Here is a 16,631-nt window from a genome sequence, read left to right as displayed (position 1 = left end):
AAAGTTTGAATCTTTATGCTCATTTTTTAATTCAAAAGAATTGCTGGTTTATCTTAATTATTCTCTGTTTAATTTTCAAAGACCAATTATTTTTCGCTGTCATCTGACAGCTTTTATATCTTATCACTTAAATTTTAATTTGTCAACAACTTTTTTAATGACAATTTTTATTTAGTGATTGTTGTCGATTTGTATCGGCAACGTGTTATATATTATCACATATGCTTGTCTATATCAGCCAATATTAACTTATTTTTTTAAAATAAATCAGCTATACTTAAAAATACTTTATTTTTCTTTTTATTTTATATATAGATACACCAGGCTGAGTATATTCATATCTATTAGTTTAGCTATAAAATTCTCACTTAAACTATTTAAATAAATAATGATTCCTACAACTAATAAATTAAATGTTAAACTTTTTACCTGACTATCCTAATAATATCCTTCAATAAATAGCTCTACAACGCTCACAATCAAAATTATTGCAATCATAATTGTATGCAATATTACATTTTTATTTAATCATTCATATTTATCCTGTAAAATATTTTATGATCTCTCCATTCACCATTAATAAATAAATACTTTTCACTTACACCTATTTCCTTAAAACCACAACCTAGCAATACTGCTTGTGATTTAATATTATCTACCAATGTTGTCGCTTCTATTCTGTGCAAACCTAATTCCTCAAAAGCATATTTTATAGTTAATCTTAAAGCTTCTTTCATATATCCTTTACCCTGCTCATTTTTATCTATAGAATATCCTACAAAAGCATTTTTAAATATTCCCATCACTATATTAGACACTCTTATTTTTCCAATAAATTTATCATTCTTAAATATTCCTAAATTCACACTTGTTCCATTTAAAAATTGTTTGTAGTTTTCTATTATATCTCTTTTTTGAAGCTCTAATGTGTAAAAACTTTCATCTCTTGCAGGTTCAAAAGGTTTTAAATACTCTCTGTTTCTTTTATAATACTCTAATATATCATTTGCATTCTCAGGGGTTAACAATCTTAATTCTATATTTTGACCTTTTAAAATTAAGCTTCTATTTTTATCTGAATTTTGATATATATCTTTATCTATACCAAAAATAAACTCTTGCTTATGAGTATTATTTACTATTATGCTATTAGAAATAACTCCCTCAAACTGAAAACCTAACTCTGTAAAAGCTCGTATATTTATATCTTCATCTATTAAAACATTCACTTTAAATATATTCATATTTTTAAACAGAGATATAAGAATCAATTTCACAGCTTCTTTTAAAAACCTATAGTCTTCCCCCTCATTTCTGTAAAATTTCACCCTAATACTGCAAAATCTATTTTCTCTAGAAAGTTCTATAATAAAAAATCTACCCATTGTTATACCTGTATAATCTTTAATTATATATTCTCTATCATTACCTTTAACAGGTGAAATACTTACGTTTTGAGTTTTTTCCATGTTCTCTGCTCCTTTAAATTTTTGTAAAAAATAATAATATAGATGAAGATTTTAAAAAATTTACTATCTTACATTATATCACAAAAAATATTGATATTAATAAATAGTTATGTTTATATTAATGTTATATAAATGCACATAAAACTAAAAGGAAGTGTTTCGATGAATAAACAAAGTATAAATAAATTAACCCTGTTTTTTATGGGACTAAAAAGCAGATTTACAGAAAACAGCTTAATCTTTAAAAATATTTATGTAACTTTTACTACAGGTCTTAAAGAATTTAAAGGTGTTGGCAGCTTTGAATCTGGAAAAATTAAATATAATTTTAATGGAAGGACTGAAAACTATGACTTAAACACTCTTCTTGACAAAATTGCAAATGATGCTCAAAATTACGAAACTCTTTCACTTATATATAAAGAGCGTGGAACAAGCATACTAATTTCAGCTGATAATAAAAATGTTAAAATGACAAATACAGAAGTTCAAGAAGAGGAAGAACAGGCATCTCATAACGCAGGAGAAACTTCTACACTTTTAAATAGAGATTATTATATTAAAGCTGGGAAAGCAGATGCTCTTCTTAAAGAAATAGGAATAATGACTAAAGAAGGAAAAATAAAAAATGATAAAATAAGAAAATACAACCAAATAGATCACTATGTTGAACTTTTAGAAGGGATACTTGACAAACTGCCTAAAAACCAGACAATAAACATATTAGATTGCGGCTGTGGTAAGTCTTATTTGACCTTTGTTTTAAATTATTATCTTACAGAAGTTAAAAAGAGAAAATGCCACTTTATAGGACTTGACTACTCTGAAAGTGTTATTAACTCCTCTAAAAAAATGGCTTCAAATTTAGGCTATAGAAATATGGAATTTCATGCTATAGATATAAATAATTATATACCTGACAAAAAGATACACGTTGTAATTTCCCTCCACGCCTGCGATACAGCAACAGATATGGCACTAGCTTTAGGCGTTAGAGTAGATTCCGACGTTATTATAGCTGTACCTTGCTGTCATAGAGAACTCTTAAACGGTTACTCTTATGAACCATTTAAGTCAATTCTAAAGCATGGTATTTTTAAGTCAAGAATGGCTGATATACTTACAGATGGAATGAGAGCTCTTCTTCTTGAAGCCAAAGGTTATGAAGTTTCTGTTGTTGAATATATATCACCTCTTGAGACTCCTAAAAACCTTATGATAAGAGCTTTAAAAACAAAAGAGGAAAATGATAAAGCTATGCAGGAATATTTAAGCCTTATGGGTGCTTTAAATGTATATCCTGCATTATATAATTACTTGAATCAATATTAGCTAAAACGCAAAATATAGGCATTAAACAAAAAAATATACTTGTATAGAATTTTAATAATAAAAAAGGAGATACTCATCTTAACTTTTGATGAATATCTCCTTTTTTTAACTATTTATTTCTAACAAATCTTTTATAACTTCTCCAGCTATAATCATACCTGCAACAGGAGGAACAAAAGATATGCTTCCTGGAATCTGTCTTTTTATAGAACACCTTTTGCTGCTTTCCCCTGTACATACGCAGCCTTCCTTGCAGGTTAAAACCTCATCTGCTTTTGGCTTTAAAGGCTTCTCTTCAGAATACAAAACCTTTAGCTTGTCTATTCCTTTTCTTTTAAGTTCATATCTCATGACTTTTGCAAGTGGACAAACCTTTGTATCATATAAATCAGCTATTTTAAACTGGGTTGGATCTAATTTATTTCCTGTTCCAAGACAGCAGATAATCTTTTTATTATGCTCCTTACACCAAACTGCAAGAGCTATCTTTGAAGAAACTGTATCTATAGCATCAACAACATAATCTACATCTTCAGTTATTATTGTATCTATATTTTCTTCAGTTACAAAGGTATTATGGGTTATAACACTGCATCCTCTATTTATATCTAGTATTCTTTCCTTCATAACATCAACTTTAGGCTTACCTATAGTTTTAAAAGTAGCTATAATCTGTCTATTTATATTTGTTAAACAAACAGCATCGTCATCTACAATAACCAAGCTTCCAACTCCAGCTCTAGCAAGTGCTTCTACTGTAAAACTTCCAACTCCGCCTATTCCAAATACAACAACTTTACTATTTTTAAGCTTTTCTAAGCCTTCCTTACCTATTAAGAGTTCTGTTCTTGATAATGAATGCTGCGCCATCTAATTCTCTCCTTTGATATATATTTCACTATATTATATCTTAATTTAAGCTTTATTTAAATCTCTAAATAATTTACCACAATAATAACCATAAATTTAAAAAAGTTTTATAAACTATATTAAAACGATGTCTTTTCCTATATAATAGAATCATATAATTTTTGGAAAGGAAGATTATTCTATGGAAAATAATAGTTATAATCAAAATCAGGCGGATAATTTTAATAATTCATCTTTTAATAACCAAAATACTGCTCCTTTAAGCCTTGGTCAATATCTTGGTATGATGCTTTTAATGATTATACCTTTAGTGAACATAATACTCCTGCTTGTATGGAGCTTTGGAGATTATAATGTAAATAAAAAAAATTATGCCAGAGCTTCTTTAATCATGCTTGTAATAGGTGTGATAATAACTATTTTGTTTGGAGCAGCTCTTACAGCTGTAATTTTGCAAAATGCTAATAGCTTAACTTTATAATCTATAAAAATTCAGTAAAAAGGTCAGTTAATACTGACCTTTTTACTAATATATACAATTATATTTATTTCTCAGCTGTTTCACTTGGAAACCAATTTCTTGTACTATTTGCTATCTTAACAAGTGTAAGCATTACTGGAACTTCTACTAACACACCTACTACAGTAGCAAGAGCCGCACCCGATTTTAAACCAAACAGTGCTATAGCAACTGCAACCGCTAGTTCAAAGAAGTTACTTGCTCCAATCATACCTGCAGGTGCTGCAATAGAATGAGATAATTTCCATGCTCTTGCCCATCCGTAAGCAAAGAAGAATATAAAGAAAGTTTGTATTATTAAAGGTATTGCTATAAGAAGAATATGCAATGGATTATTAAGTATAATATCTCCTTGGAATGAGAATATAATAACTAAAGTTAATAATAGTCCTATAATTGTAATATTGTCAAATTTCTTTAAGAATACATTGTTAAAATAATCTAAACCTCTTTTTTTAACTACTACATTTCTAGTAATAAAGCCTGATGCCAGTGGTATAACTACAAATAATATTGTTGAAAGTATAAGTGTTCCATAAGATAGCGGAACATCACTAACACCTAATAAAAAAGCTACTATTGGAGTAAAGGCTATCAATATAATTAAATCATTTACTGCAACTTGAACTAATGTATAAGCAGCATCTCCTTTTGTCAAATAGCTCCATACAAATACCATTGCCGTGCAAGGAGCTGCTCCAAGTAATACTGCTCCTGCCAAATAATCCTTAGCTAAACTTTCTGGTATAAATGCTTTAAATACAATATTAAAGAAAAATGCTGCTATTAAATACATTGTAAAAGGCTTTATCAGCCAATTAGTTGTACAAGTTACTACTAACCCCTTTGGCTTTTTTGTTGCTCTAACTATGCTTAGAAAGTCAATTTTAAGCATCATTGGATATATCATAAGCCAAATAAGAACTGCTACTGGGATTGATACATTGTAATATTCAAATTTATTAAGCGTTTGCGGTATAACAGGTATGAATTGACCTATAAGTATTCCTGCTACAATACAAAGTGCTACCCATATAGTAAGATATCTTTCAAAGACTCCTAATCCCTTTCCTCCATTTTTATTTTCTGTAGACATCCTTAATCCTCCTTACAAAATAACTATCTAATATCTCTCTCTATAGTTAAATCAATTTCATTATTTTTAATTCTTCTTGCTAAGTCTTTTACTTTCTCTTCAATTGTCTTTGCAACCTTTATAAACTCTTCATCACTCTTACCTGACGGATCATCTAACCCCCAATCTTCCATATGTCTTGAAGGCAGGAATGGACACGCTACATTGCAGCCCATTTTTACAACTATGTCTACTTCTGGAATATCAGTTAAAAGTTTAGACTTTTGTGTTTCATTCATATCTACACCATAAAGTTCTTTAATTATTCTTACTGCATCTTGGTTTATTTGAGGTCTTAGTTCTGTTCCTGCTGAATAAGACTCAAATACATCAGAAGCAAGCATCTTACCGAGTGCCTCAGCCATTTGAGACCTGCAGGAATTGTGCACACATATAAAGGCTACTTTAGGTTTCATCAAATCATCCTCCGTTATTAATAATTTATTTCAGTTTAATTATCAAAACAAACTTTACCATCTTTTAAGTCATCACAAGTTAATTTACTGTTTTTATATTTCTTTAATCTTTCATAATCAATTCTGCATTGCTTTAACTTTATTGCATGTTCTTCAATAATTTCTTTTAAGAAAGGAAACTCTTTAATAATATCTTCATTTATCTTATAATAAACGTATTTTGCAACTTTATAATAATCTAATATTTTTGAGGTAGTTAATTTATTTAAGTGCCTTGAAGCATTTGACTGATTAATATTCAAGATAACTTCTAATTCACAGACACATAAATCGCCATCTTTAAGTAAATTCAATATTCTTATACGTGTCTCATCTGATAATGCCTTCATCACTTGTATTAAATCCAATATATTCACCTCCTATATTCATCATTCAGCATATATTAACATATTCGTTTATAATCATATGATATTCTATATATACATTATTGTCAACGAATTACAGAAACAATATTTGTTAAATAAATTTAACATCATGAAAAAAAGGACTTTAATGCACTGCTTGCACCAAAATCCTCGTAATATCTATTTAAGCTTATGAATAAACAATCCACTCCTAAGTTTAGGCTCAAACCAAGTAGATTTAGGAGGCATAACCTCTCCTGCATCAGCAATATCCATTAAATCCTTAATAGTTGTTGGATACATGGAAAAGGCAACACTCATCCCTTCATCTACTCTTTTTTGAAGTTCCTCAAGCCCTCTAATTCCCCCTACAAAGTCTATTCTCTTATCCGTTCTAGGATCTTCAATTCCTAAAATAGAACTTAACAGGTTGTTTTGAAGAATGGAAACATCAAGCCTATCAACAGGATCTTCAGGGTTATATGTTCCTTCCTTAGCAGAAAGCTTATACCATTTCCCATTTAAATACATTCCGTAGGTATGTCTCTCAGAAGGCTTATATGGGCCTTTTCCTTCATACAAGCTTATTTCAAATTTTTCCGATACCTTAAGCATATATTCCTCATGTGAAAGACCATTTAAATCCTTAACAACCCTGTTATAGTCCATAATATATAAATCTTTGTCCGGAAATATGACTGATAAGAAAAAATTAAATTCTTCCTCTCCAGTATAATTTGGATTTTGCTTTCTTCTAAGCTGGCCTACCTTAACTGCAGAGGCTGCTCTATGATGACCGTCTGCAATATATAGATAATTTACATTTTTAAACAGCTCACATAATTTTTCTATATCCTTACTGCATTCTACTATCCAAACTATATGTGAAATCCCATCTTCAGATATAAAATTGTAAACCGGCTCTTTTTGTGTCCACTTTGATACTATATTTTCTATCTCATCTACTGCCTTATAGGTTAAAAATATGGGACCAGTATTAGCATCACAATAATCAACGTGATTTATTCTGTCCTGTTCTTTATCAGCTCTAGTATGCTCATGCTTTTTAATAATATTATTCATGTAATCATCAATAGAAGTACAAGCAACTACACCTGTTTGCATTCTCCCATTCATGATTTGTCTATATATATATAGCCTTGGAGTTTCATCTTCTATAAAAATACCCTCATCAGCCATCTTATATAAATTTTCTCTAGCCTTTTCATAAACTTTTTTATCATATAAATCTATGCCTTTTTCTAAATCAATTTCCGCCTTATCTACATGAAGAAAAGAATAAGGGTTATTTTTAGTCATTTCCCTAGCCTCATCACTATTCATAACATCATAGGGCAAGGCAGCTACTTTTTCAGCTAAATCTTTAGTTGGTCTTAAAGCTTTAAATGGCCTGATTACCGCCATTACTGTTCCCCCTCTCTTATTAGCTACTTAATAGAAAAATTTAGTATAGTCTTGTAAAATAATAACTCTGAAATAGAGGATTATTATTTTACTATAAGACTAACTAAATTTCAAAACAAGATAACTTTAAATTAAAATCCTAATATATCATCAATATTTCTTAATAAATCTTTTATATCTTCCATAGTACAGTCAGCCATATGTGCTATTCTAAAGGTCTTATCCTTTAATTTTCCATAACCGTTTGAAATTTGCAGACCTCTTTCCCCTAACTTCTTGTTTAAATCAGACACATCTATATCTCTAGTATTTTTAATTGTTGTTACTGTGTTAGACATATACTTTTCTTCTGGAAGTATTTCAAAATGTTCTCTTGCCCAAGCTCTAACCACTTCAGCCATTTGTCTATGTCTTTCAAATCTATTTTCAAGACCTTCCTCTAAAATTCTATCTAACTGATAATCAAGTGCAAACATATGTGATAATGATGGTGTGGACGGATATTGATAATCCTTCTTTTGTATAAACTCATAAAGTGCTAAAAGATCTAAATATAAACCTCTATATGGAACTTGTTTAGCTCTTTCTACAGCTTTTTGTGAAAAAGAACAAACTGCTAGTCCTGGAGGCAATCCAAGTGCTTTCTGGCTGGAAGTAATACAAATATCTACCCCTAGCTTGTCAACTTCAATTTTAGTTCCACCCATAGAGCTTACTGTATCTAAACAATAAACAACCTCTGGATACTTTTTCATAACTTCAGCTATTTCTTCCACTGGATTCATAACACCTGTAGAAGTTTCATTATGAGTTATAGTTATTAAATCATACTTTCCTGTACTTAAAACTTCATCTACAGCTTCTGCAGTTGTAGGTTTTCCCCATTCTACCTCAAATAAATCAGCTGGTACATTATTAAACTTAGCCATTTCATACCATCTTTTACCGAAAGCACCTACTGAAAATACTGCTGCTCTTTTAGCTGTACAGGAACGTACTGCACCTTCCATAAGTCCGCTGCCTGAAGTTGTTGAAAGTAATATTTCCTCTTTAGTATAAAAAAGAGTTTTAAGCTTTTCACTTATTCGTCTTTGAAGTGCAGATGCATCCTTACTTCTATGTCCTATCATTGGTGTGGCCATTTTTTCTAAAACATCAGGTCTTACCTCAACCGGCCCTGGTATAAATAATTTTTTATGCATGTTCCCCCTCCTAAACTTTTAATTGTAAATACAATTTTGTCTTTTTATCATTTTACCACTTTGACATAAATTTCTCAATAAAAAAATTATAAAGGATAGCTTTTTTAACTATCCTTTATAATTTATATGTTGTTTTATCCTTGATCTAAGTCAGTAAGAACTGAATCAAATAAATTAACAGTGCATTTATTGTTCTGCCAATTACTGCAATTGGTACAACTTTTACAATTATTAGCACCTACAGTATTTGTAAAATTATTTGAAGTTGCTACATAACCTGGGCAATTTACAGCCACCATCATTAATTGTTCTGAACTTGCTATGTTTTTCATATTAATTCCTCCTTAATTTATCTTTAAATTTTCATACAGCTCATTAAATAAATTTTTTGTGCACTTTCCATTCTTGTAATTAAAACAGTTTATGCAATTACGAACTAGGTTAGTCATATTAGCCTTATAAAAAATATTATTTGCTTCATATGCAGGACAATTTTCTCCTATAAGGCTTTTTACTTGTTCTAACATCATAAAGTTTCACTTCCTTCAGCTCATATAAAACTAGTATTCCCAAAAATTTTTGTTTAATTATAAAATTTTAAAAGACTGATTTCAAAATTAATTGAAATCAGTCTTTTATTAGTAATAAATATCAATCTGTATTTTAATAACATCATCTGTGATTTCCTAGGAAATAAAAAATCAATAAAATACTTCAGCTTTATTACATAAATGTCATTCATCACATTATCCTGCTCATTTATATATAAAGCACAGATTCAGTTTCTTTACAATATTTTGTTGTTATACATTGTCCAAGACTTCTTGGACATCTTCTGCACATACAATCTGAAGCTTTTCCATCACATTTTTTATGTATGAAATCAGGACAAGTTTTGCAGTTATCTCCTCCTACTGCCATTTAAAACCCTCCTTTATATAGTCCTATTTAAAATCTAAAAACTTAATTTTATTATTCTATATTTTATTAATCAATCTCCTTTAGTTATCAGACATTTCATCTTTATACTTCTCTCTATAATTAACCATTAATCTTCGCATTATTTCTGATGCAGCAGGCGGCGTATATGTAACAGCATTTGCACCAGCCTCTATTACAGCCTTTATAGATTCATCTGTAGGACCACCTGTAGCTATTATAGGAAAATCCGGATGATTCTCTCTTATTTTTTTAACAATCTCTGAAGTTCTTTTGGCTCCAGATACATTTAATATTGTTGCTCCTGCTTCTATCCTCGCCTCTATATCTTCAAATTCTGAAACAACTGTCACTATTATTGGTATATCAATAGTTTCTCTAACCTGTCTTATCACTTCGTTAGATGTAGGATTATTAAGAACTACACCCATAGCACCTTTAAACTCTGCATCCAATGCCAAATTAATTACTCTTTTTCCTGTTGTTATTCCTCCGCCAACGCCGCAAAATACTGGAACATCTGCTGCTAAAACTAAAGCCTGCGTAATTACAGGCTGGGGTGTAAATGGATAAACTGCTATAACAGCATCAGCATTAGTATTTCTAATTACCGCCACATCTGTACTAAAAACAAAAGATTTTAATCTCTTACCAAAAATACGTATCCCGCTTGCTTCACTTATAACCTTTGGAAGTTCAATCATATGATTTCTAAGTGTTCCCCTTATATCTGGTACTATTTTACCCATAATTTTCACCCACCTGTTAACTTTATCTTTTATTTATATAATAACACCACATCATAAAATCTTCATCTATAGTTTGTAAACTTAATATTAATTTTTATTATTTATTAAAAACTTCCTCACTACCTAATTCTTTCAGTACTTTTTTTACAATTCTCTTCCCAATTTCATCCTCATTCATTTCTTCAAGAGCATTTTCTATATTAATCCATTCTATATGTTCAACTTCTGAAGATTTATTTATCTCTCCATCAACATAATAAGCCATAAAAGTAAGCATTATAATTTCCTTTGAAGCTAAGTATTCACTTCCTAAATATTTTATATTTCCCACAATTATTCCTGTTTCTTCCTTAACTTCTCTAACTACGGTACTCTCAACAGTTTCACCATTTGTCACATATCCAGAAATTAAAACTTTAGAATCTTTGAATATATAGCTCTGCTTTAAGAGCAGTATGTCCCTATCTTTTATTACAGCTGCTATAATACATGGCTTTGGAGTATCAAAAAACATAATATCATCTTTAGAACAGTATGGCACTCCTCCTTCATCATAGCTGTATTTTATTTCTAATTTTTTTCCACAGTTAGGACAATACTTATATTTCACCCAATTCCCCACCTTTCATCCTTTTTATTATATAATATAATTTATCCCTATATACACTAAGTATATTTTATCTAAAGCCTGACTTCTACACTTTTACTTAATAATATATAGTTCTCTCCAACTTCACATTCATAAGCGAATATATCTACACCTCTATTTTTTGCATATCTTAATGCTTCTCCAAAAAGTTTATCTCTTTCATCAAAGGGTGTAAAATACTCCACTTTATCCATTTGAATTAAAAACAAAACTCCTGCACCTTTTCCAGATTCCTTTACCTCTACAAGTTCTAAAAGATGTTTCCTTCCTCGATCAGTAGGAGCATCAGGGAAAGCTGTTATCCCATTTTCTTCATAAGTTACTCCTTTAACCTCAAGATAATATTCATTTCCCTCTTCGTCCTCTAATTTAAAATCAAATCTGCTGCATCCAAAGGTTTTTTCTCTTTTTATTTTATTATAATTCTTTAAAGCTTTTATTTTTCCTTCTTTTAAAGCTTCTTCTACAACTTTATTCGGAATTTGAGAATCTATGTTAATAAGCTTTTTACCTTTATATCCTGCTATTAAATCATACTTTGTTTTTCTAATAGGATTATTTTCTTCTCTTAGTACTACTGTATATCCCGGCACTAATATTTCTTTATTCCTTCCTGTATTCGGTACATGAACAATAATTTCTTCTCCGTCAATATCCACAAAAGCTTGAAATCTATTAGGCCTGTGGATAAATTTAGCCAATCTTATTCTATTAGTTATTAACAAGTTATCACCTCGTCTATTTAAAAAGTTATTCACAAATTTATTTATTTTATGCACATTATCCACAAAAATATTCTCAATAACATTATAATCTGTGAATATTTTTAATAAAATACTATGTTAATAATTTATAATGTAATTCAGAATAATTTAAAAAAATAAAAAGCCCCTGACATTAAATCAGAGACTTTTAAAATATAATATTATTCTGTAGTAAATGGTAATAAAGCTATGTTTCTAGCAACCTTTATAGCTTGAGTTAAAGCTCTTTGGTGCTTAGCACAGTTACCAGAAATTCTTCTTGGAAGAATCTTTCCTCTTTCAGTAACGTACTTTCTTAGCTTGCTAACATCTTTATAATCTATGTGAGTAGCTTTATCTGAACAAAAAGCACAAACTTTTTTTCTTGCTCTTCTAACTTTAGATCCGCTTTTTTTACCGAAATCTTTGCTATCTTTGTTATTTTCTTTTGCCATGTCTTTCCCTCCTTCTTACCTAAAATTTTTAGAATGGGATGTCTCCATCATCAACTGGAGTCATTTCATCCTCATAAATGGATCCTTCAAAATCCATTGCTGAATAACCAGAATTACCTTGTGCAGCTGCTCTATTTGAGCCTTGATTACCTACACCAGAGCCATTAGCTCCGCCCCATTCGAGGAATTGAACTTCCTCAGCAACTATTTCTGTAACATATCTTCTTGTACCGTCTTTTGCTTCATAAGACCTAGTCTGTATTCTACCGCTAACACCCATAAGCTTACCTTTGCTCATATAATTAGCTGTAGATTCAGCTTGCTTACCCCATACAACTATAGGCACAAAATCCGCTTCTCTTTGACCATTTTTATTAGGAAGTCTTCTATCCACGGCCAAAGTAAAGGTGGCAACAGCAGTTCCGGTTCCTGGAGTAAATTTAAGCTCCGGATCCCTAGTAAGTCTACCAATTAAAACTACTTTGTTCACTTAATACACCACCTATTTTTCTTCTTTAATTATGATATGTCTTATAACACCATCAGTAATTCTGAAAATTCTATCTAGTTCTTTAGGTAAGTCAGAATTAGCAGAAAAGTTTATTAGAGTGTAGAATCCTTCGTTAACTTTTGCTATTTCATAAGCAAGCTTTCTCTTGCCCCAAAAATCAACATTATCAACTACTCCTCCGCCATTTTCTATTACACCTTTAAACTTTTCAACGTTAGCTTTAACAGCTTCCTCGTCTAATGATGGGTGTAATATGAATATAGTTTCATACTTTCTCATTAGATTTCACCTCCTCCCTCTGGACTAACGGCTGTGATTTTCACAGCAGGGACTACAAATAATAATTATAATGCTAAACTCACATAAAATCAAGCTTTTTCTTCAGTTTCAGGTATATTTTGTTTTATAATCTTTTTAACATCTTTTTCAAACTTGCTTCTTTCAAGCATTACAAGCCTATTACATCCACAGCATTTTATTTTTATATCTGCTCCAATCCTAATAATTTCCCAATTTTTACTTCCACATGGATGCACCTTTTTCATCTCTACTATATCTCCAAGATAAAATACTTTAGGCATATTATTCCCTCTCTTTCATAATTACTCTTTTTGGATACGGTATTTCTATATTTGCAAGGCTTAATGCCTTTTTAATTTCTTTTCTTAAATTCATCTCACATTCCCAATGAGTCATTGGCTTTGCTTTTCCTACTATTCTTATTGTTATGCCGCTGTCTTTGAGGGCACTTATACCTGCTACCTTTGGGCCCTCTACCATATTTTCATTCTCACTTATAAACTTACTGCATACATTTGATAAAACGTCTATTGCTTTATCCACATCCTCTTCGTAGGCTATATCAACCTCAACCAGTACCCTTGCGTTTCCCCTTGAATGATTAGTAACCTTTGTAATTAATCCATTAGGAATTATATGATAATCTCCATTAAAATCTCTAAGCCTTGTTACTCTAAGCTCAATACTTTCAACTATTCCTTCTTTTCCATCAACAGTTATGTAGTCTCCTACTGCATATTGGTCTTCAAAAAGTATAAAGAAACCATTTATTATATCTTTCACAAGACTTTGAGCTCCAAAACCTATTGCAACTCCTCCAATACCTGCAAAAGTTAATCCTATATCACCAAAAATCTGACCGATTATTCCTACAATACCAAAAAAATAAACAGAGTATCTAAGAACACTTTTAAGTACAGCTTCAAGTGTCTTACTTCTTTTTTCATCAAGAGTAAACTTTAAATCACTTTTTCTTTGTTTATCCATAAATTTATGTATTATTGTGCTGCCTATTTTTATAGCTAAATACATAATAACCGCAATTGAAAGTATCTTTAAAACTTTAAAAATTCCATGGGTTATCTGCTCTGTAGTTATAGGAATGTTTCCTATATTTATGCCTCCACTATTTAAATCTAATTTAAATGCAAAAATATCCTTCACTTTACCACCAACCCCTATAGAATCTTATTCTAAATAAAAAATGAAGAATTATATATTATAACTCTTCATTTTATTGATTTTATAATTATATCAAATTTACTTGTTTAAAGCTACTTCCTTCTTTTAAGATTATACCTTTGATTTTAATTAAACCATTTTCTATAATTGCCTTAACCTCATTTATTTCTTCTTCATTTATTTTCAAACTTATGCCGCAGCTTTTAGTAACAAAAGTAGGCGTAGGCATAACTTTTACTTTAATGTTTTTTTCTTTTAATACAGCTTCACCATTAATAGCATTGTGAGTATTTTCAAAAGTTAGTATGTAATATTTGTCCATATATTCTACCTCTATTCTTAAAGCTTTATAGTATTACCTGCATTATTAGTTTTTTCAATAATATTATACATATTAGTTATTTCTCCAATCTGAAGAAATTCCTTAAGTTTATAAAAATCAAGACATACACCGCAGCTTGCAATCTTCACTCCTCTTTCCTGAAGCTTTTTTAAGCTATCTAAAACATCAGATCCTTCTGCTGCAAGCTTAACACCGCTGTTTATTAAAAATAAATCTGTTGGAAGTTTGTCACTTTCAGATAAGGCATATAAATAGCTTTTCATAAGTGTAGCACCTAAAGTATCATCACCTGATCCAAGCTTATCGCTTGTAATCAATATAACTAAAGTGCTCTTCTCTAATTCATTTTTTTTAATATTTAAATCTTCTTTTACTGCTTTTATATGATAAAAACCATTCTTTTCTTCAATATGAAACTTAATATTATTATTTTGACAAAACTTTGATATGTTATTTTTAGCAACTTCATTGTCAACTATAATCTCTGCCTCACCACTTTCTATGCTGTCAAAATACTTCTTAGTTTCAATCACTGGCTGAGGACATCTTAGTCCTTTGCAATCTATAATATTCATCTTTTTCTCCCCTTTTTATATTGCTAAATTATAAAACTCCATATACAATAACAAATTTTTAGTTTATAATAATTTCATTAATATCTATCCAAAATTTGTGATTTTATTTTTTATATACACTATTATATCAGATTCAATTTAATTTTAATAACTTAATCATGTAGATATTTTTGATATTTTTAATTTAACTAAATTACAATTTTATTTTTTAATAATCAACGTTTTTATAATATATATAAAAGGAATGAGTACATATGAAACTTTATCTGGATAATGTAGCTACAAGTTATCCTAAACCGCCAGATGTTTATAACGCAGTAATGCACTATATGATAAATATTGGAGCTAATCCTGGCAGAGGTGGTCATTCCAGTTCCCTAGAAGGAAGCCGAATAGTCTATAGATGCAGGGAAGCTTTAATGAAACTGTTTAATTTTGATAAGCTTGAAAATGTAGTTTTTACATCTAATATTACTGTTTCTCTAAACATGTTAATAAAAAGTGTAATAAAAGATGGATGGCATGTCATAACTACATCTATGGAACATAACTCTGTATTAAGACCCCTTTCTAGTCTTGAAAAGAGCAAAAAAATACAACTTGATATTTTACCTTGCTCTAAAGAAGGTATTTTAAACATTGAGCTTTTTAAAAATTCTATTAAGTCTAATACTAAACTTGTGGTGTTATCTCACGCTTCTAATGTTATAGGCAGTATTCAGCCTATTGAAGAAATAGGCAGACTATGCAGAGAAAATAATATTTATTTTATTATAGATACTGCTCAAACTGCAGGTGTTATACCATTAGATTTTTACAAATTAAACCTGAGCGCTCTTGCTTTTACAGGTCATAAAAGTCTTTTAGGTCCTCAAGGTATAGGTGGTTTTTTAATAAGCGATGAGTTAAATAATGAAGCTCTGCCAATTATTGAAGGAGGTACTGGAAGCCTATCTGAAAGTATTTTTCAACCTGATTTTCTTCCAGATAAATTTGAAAGTGGAACTATGAATACTCCAGCAATAGCCGGATTACTTGAAGGTATTAACTATATAAATAAAGAAGGGATAAAAGCAATAAGAGACAAGGAAGAATATTTAACAAATTTATTTATACAAGATATTTTAAATATAGATGATTTTGTTTTATATGGTACAAAAAATTCTAGCCTAATGACTCCAACACTCTCCATAAATTCAGCTAAACTCAATAACTCAGAGCTTGGCTATATTTTAGATACTGAGTATGGAATAATAACAAGAACGGGTCTACATTGTGCTCCTTTAGCACATAAGACAATTGAAACTTTTCCTGAAGGAACTCTTAGAATTAGTTTTGGTCCCTTTAATGATACAAAAGATGTAAAATATACTATTCATGCTTTAAATAATATTATAAAAAGGATGTGAGAT

22 protein-coding genes are annotated in these 16,631 nt (G+C 30.0%); 3 read left to right on the top strand and 19 right to left on the bottom strand.

Annotated elements, in window-relative coordinates; translation table 11 throughout:
- Positions 1-524: 524 nt before the first annotated feature.
- A complete protein-coding gene (locus M2651_RS13225) occupies positions 525-1,469 on the bottom strand; it encodes a GNAT family N-acetyltransferase (protein WP_252132812.1) in 945 nt (314 codons plus the stop codon).
- 162 nt (positions 1,470-1,631) lie between these two features.
- On the opposite strand from M2651_RS13225, the gene M2651_RS13220 reads away from it, so the two are divergent.
- A complete protein-coding gene (locus M2651_RS13220; RefSeq protein WP_252132811.1) occupies positions 1,632-2,801 on the top strand; it encodes a class I SAM-dependent methyltransferase in 1,170 nt (389 codons plus the stop codon).
- A gap of 105 nt (positions 2,802-2,906) precedes the next feature.
- Here the strand turns inward: M2651_RS13220 and M2651_RS13215 are convergent, their stop codons facing one another.
- A complete protein-coding gene (locus M2651_RS13215) occupies positions 2,907-3,671 on the bottom strand; it encodes a tRNA threonylcarbamoyladenosine dehydratase (protein ID WP_252132810.1) in 765 nt (254 codons plus the stop codon).
- 181 nt (positions 3,672-3,852) lie between these two features.
- On the opposite strand from M2651_RS13215, the gene M2651_RS13210 reads away from it, so the two are divergent.
- Positions 3,853-4,152 carry a hypothetical protein gene (locus M2651_RS13210; RefSeq protein WP_252132809.1) on the top strand — a complete coding sequence of 100 codons (300 nt, stop codon included), beginning with the start codon at positions 3,853-3,855 and terminating at the stop codon, positions 4,150-4,152.
- Between the two features lie 64 nt (positions 4,153-4,216).
- Here M2651_RS13210 and arsB read toward each other — a convergent pair whose 3' ends face one another.
- The 17 genes from arsB to yedF form a co-directional block, all read right to left on the bottom strand.
- Positions 4,217-5,287, bottom strand: a complete 1,071-nt coding sequence (gene arsB, locus M2651_RS13205; protein ID WP_252132808.1) for an ACR3 family arsenite efflux transporter — start codon at positions 5,285-5,287, stop codon at positions 4,217-4,219.
- Positions 5,288-5,310: 23 nt separating this feature from the next.
- Positions 5,311-5,742, bottom strand: a complete 432-nt coding sequence (locus M2651_RS13200) for an arsenate reductase ArsC (protein ID WP_252132807.1) — start codon at positions 5,740-5,742, stop codon at positions 5,311-5,313.
- Positions 5,743-5,777: 35 nt separating this feature from the next.
- Positions 5,778-6,149 (bottom strand): ArsR/SmtB family transcription factor, encoded by a 372-nt coding sequence (locus tag M2651_RS13195; RefSeq protein ID WP_252132806.1) that lies wholly within the window; start codon positions 6,147-6,149, stop codon positions 5,778-5,780.
- Between the two features lie 177 nt (positions 6,150-6,326).
- Positions 6,327-7,571 (bottom strand): DUF1015 domain-containing protein, encoded by a 1,245-nt coding sequence (locus tag M2651_RS13190; protein ID WP_252132805.1) that lies wholly within the window; start codon positions 7,569-7,571, stop codon positions 6,327-6,329.
- A 131-nt stretch (positions 7,572-7,702) separates the two neighbouring features.
- Positions 7,703-8,773, bottom strand: a complete 1,071-nt coding sequence (locus tag M2651_RS13185) for a pyridoxal-phosphate-dependent aminotransferase family protein (protein WP_252132804.1) — start codon at positions 8,771-8,773, stop codon at positions 7,703-7,705.
- A gap of 134 nt (positions 8,774-8,907) precedes the next feature.
- A complete protein-coding gene (locus tag M2651_RS13180; RefSeq protein ID WP_252132803.1) occupies positions 8,908-9,105 on the bottom strand; it encodes a hypothetical protein in 198 nt (65 codons plus the stop codon).
- Positions 9,106-9,532: 427 nt separating this feature from the next.
- Entirely contained in the window at positions 9,533-9,694 is a 162-nt protein-coding gene (locus M2651_RS13175) for a hypothetical protein (RefSeq protein ID WP_252132802.1), read from the bottom strand.
- An 80-nt stretch (positions 9,695-9,774) separates the two neighbouring features.
- Positions 9,775-10,461: a beta/alpha barrel domain-containing protein gene (locus tag M2651_RS13170; RefSeq protein WP_252132801.1), complete on the bottom strand. Its 687-nt coding sequence runs from the start codon at positions 10,459-10,461 to the stop codon at positions 9,775-9,777.
- Between the two features lie 97 nt (positions 10,462-10,558).
- Positions 10,559-11,071, bottom strand: coding sequence for an NAD(+) diphosphatase (locus M2651_RS13165; RefSeq protein ID WP_252132800.1), 513 nt, complete (start codon positions 11,069-11,071; stop codon positions 10,559-10,561).
- 71 nt (positions 11,072-11,142) lie between these two features.
- Positions 11,143-11,835, bottom strand: coding sequence for a DNA/RNA nuclease SfsA (sfsA, locus tag M2651_RS13160; RefSeq protein ID WP_252132799.1), 693 nt, complete (start codon positions 11,833-11,835; stop codon positions 11,143-11,145).
- A 200-nt stretch (positions 11,836-12,035) separates the two neighbouring features.
- A complete protein-coding gene (gene rpsR / locus M2651_RS13155) occupies positions 12,036-12,308 on the bottom strand; it encodes a 30S ribosomal protein S18 (protein WP_252132798.1) in 273 nt (90 codons plus the stop codon).
- A 28-nt stretch (positions 12,309-12,336) separates the two neighbouring features.
- Positions 12,337-12,798, bottom strand: a complete 462-nt coding sequence (locus tag M2651_RS13150; protein WP_252132797.1) for a single-stranded DNA-binding protein — start codon at positions 12,796-12,798, stop codon at positions 12,337-12,339.
- Positions 12,799-12,810: 12 nt separating this feature from the next.
- The gene (gene rpsF / locus M2651_RS13145; protein ID WP_252132796.1) at positions 12,811-13,098 is read right to left on the bottom strand and encodes a 30S ribosomal protein S6; all 288 of its coding nucleotides are present in this window, start codon (positions 13,096-13,098) and stop codon (positions 12,811-12,813) included.
- A gap of 89 nt (positions 13,099-13,187) precedes the next feature.
- Positions 13,188-13,400 carry a DUF951 domain-containing protein gene (locus M2651_RS13140; protein ID WP_252132795.1) on the bottom strand — a complete coding sequence of 71 codons (213 nt, stop codon included), beginning with the start codon at positions 13,398-13,400 and terminating at the stop codon, positions 13,188-13,190.
- Position 13,401: 1 nt separating this feature from the next.
- Positions 13,402-14,283 carry a mechanosensitive ion channel family protein gene (locus M2651_RS13135; protein ID WP_252132794.1) on the bottom strand — a complete coding sequence of 294 codons (882 nt, stop codon included), beginning with the start codon at positions 14,281-14,283 and terminating at the stop codon, positions 13,402-13,404.
- Between the two features lie 85 nt (positions 14,284-14,368).
- Entirely contained in the window at positions 14,369-14,623 is a 255-nt protein-coding gene (locus M2651_RS13130; RefSeq protein ID WP_252132793.1) for a putative Se/S carrier protein, read from the bottom strand.
- A 17-nt stretch (positions 14,624-14,640) separates the two neighbouring features.
- Positions 14,641-15,219, bottom strand: a complete 579-nt coding sequence (gene yedF, locus M2651_RS13125) for a sulfurtransferase-like selenium metabolism protein YedF (RefSeq protein WP_252132792.1) — start codon at positions 15,217-15,219, stop codon at positions 14,641-14,643.
- 254 nt (positions 15,220-15,473) lie between these two features.
- Here yedF and M2651_RS13120 point away from each other — a divergent pair, with 254 nt between their 5' ends.
- Positions 15,474-16,628: an aminotransferase class V-fold PLP-dependent enzyme gene (locus tag M2651_RS13120; protein WP_252132791.1), complete on the top strand. Its 1,155-nt coding sequence runs from the start codon at positions 15,474-15,476 to the stop codon at positions 16,626-16,628.
- Positions 16,629-16,631 lie beyond the last annotated feature (3 nt).

Source organism: Clostridium caldaquaticum (genome assembly GCF_023806125.1).
In the GTDB taxonomy this organism is placed as follows: Bacteria; Bacillota; Clostridia; order Clostridiales; family Clostridiaceae; genus Clostridium_AT; species Clostridium_AT caldaquaticum.
The sequence above is the reverse complement of the archived record's forward strand: the minus strand, read 5'-3'. Positions and strand labels throughout refer to the sequence as shown.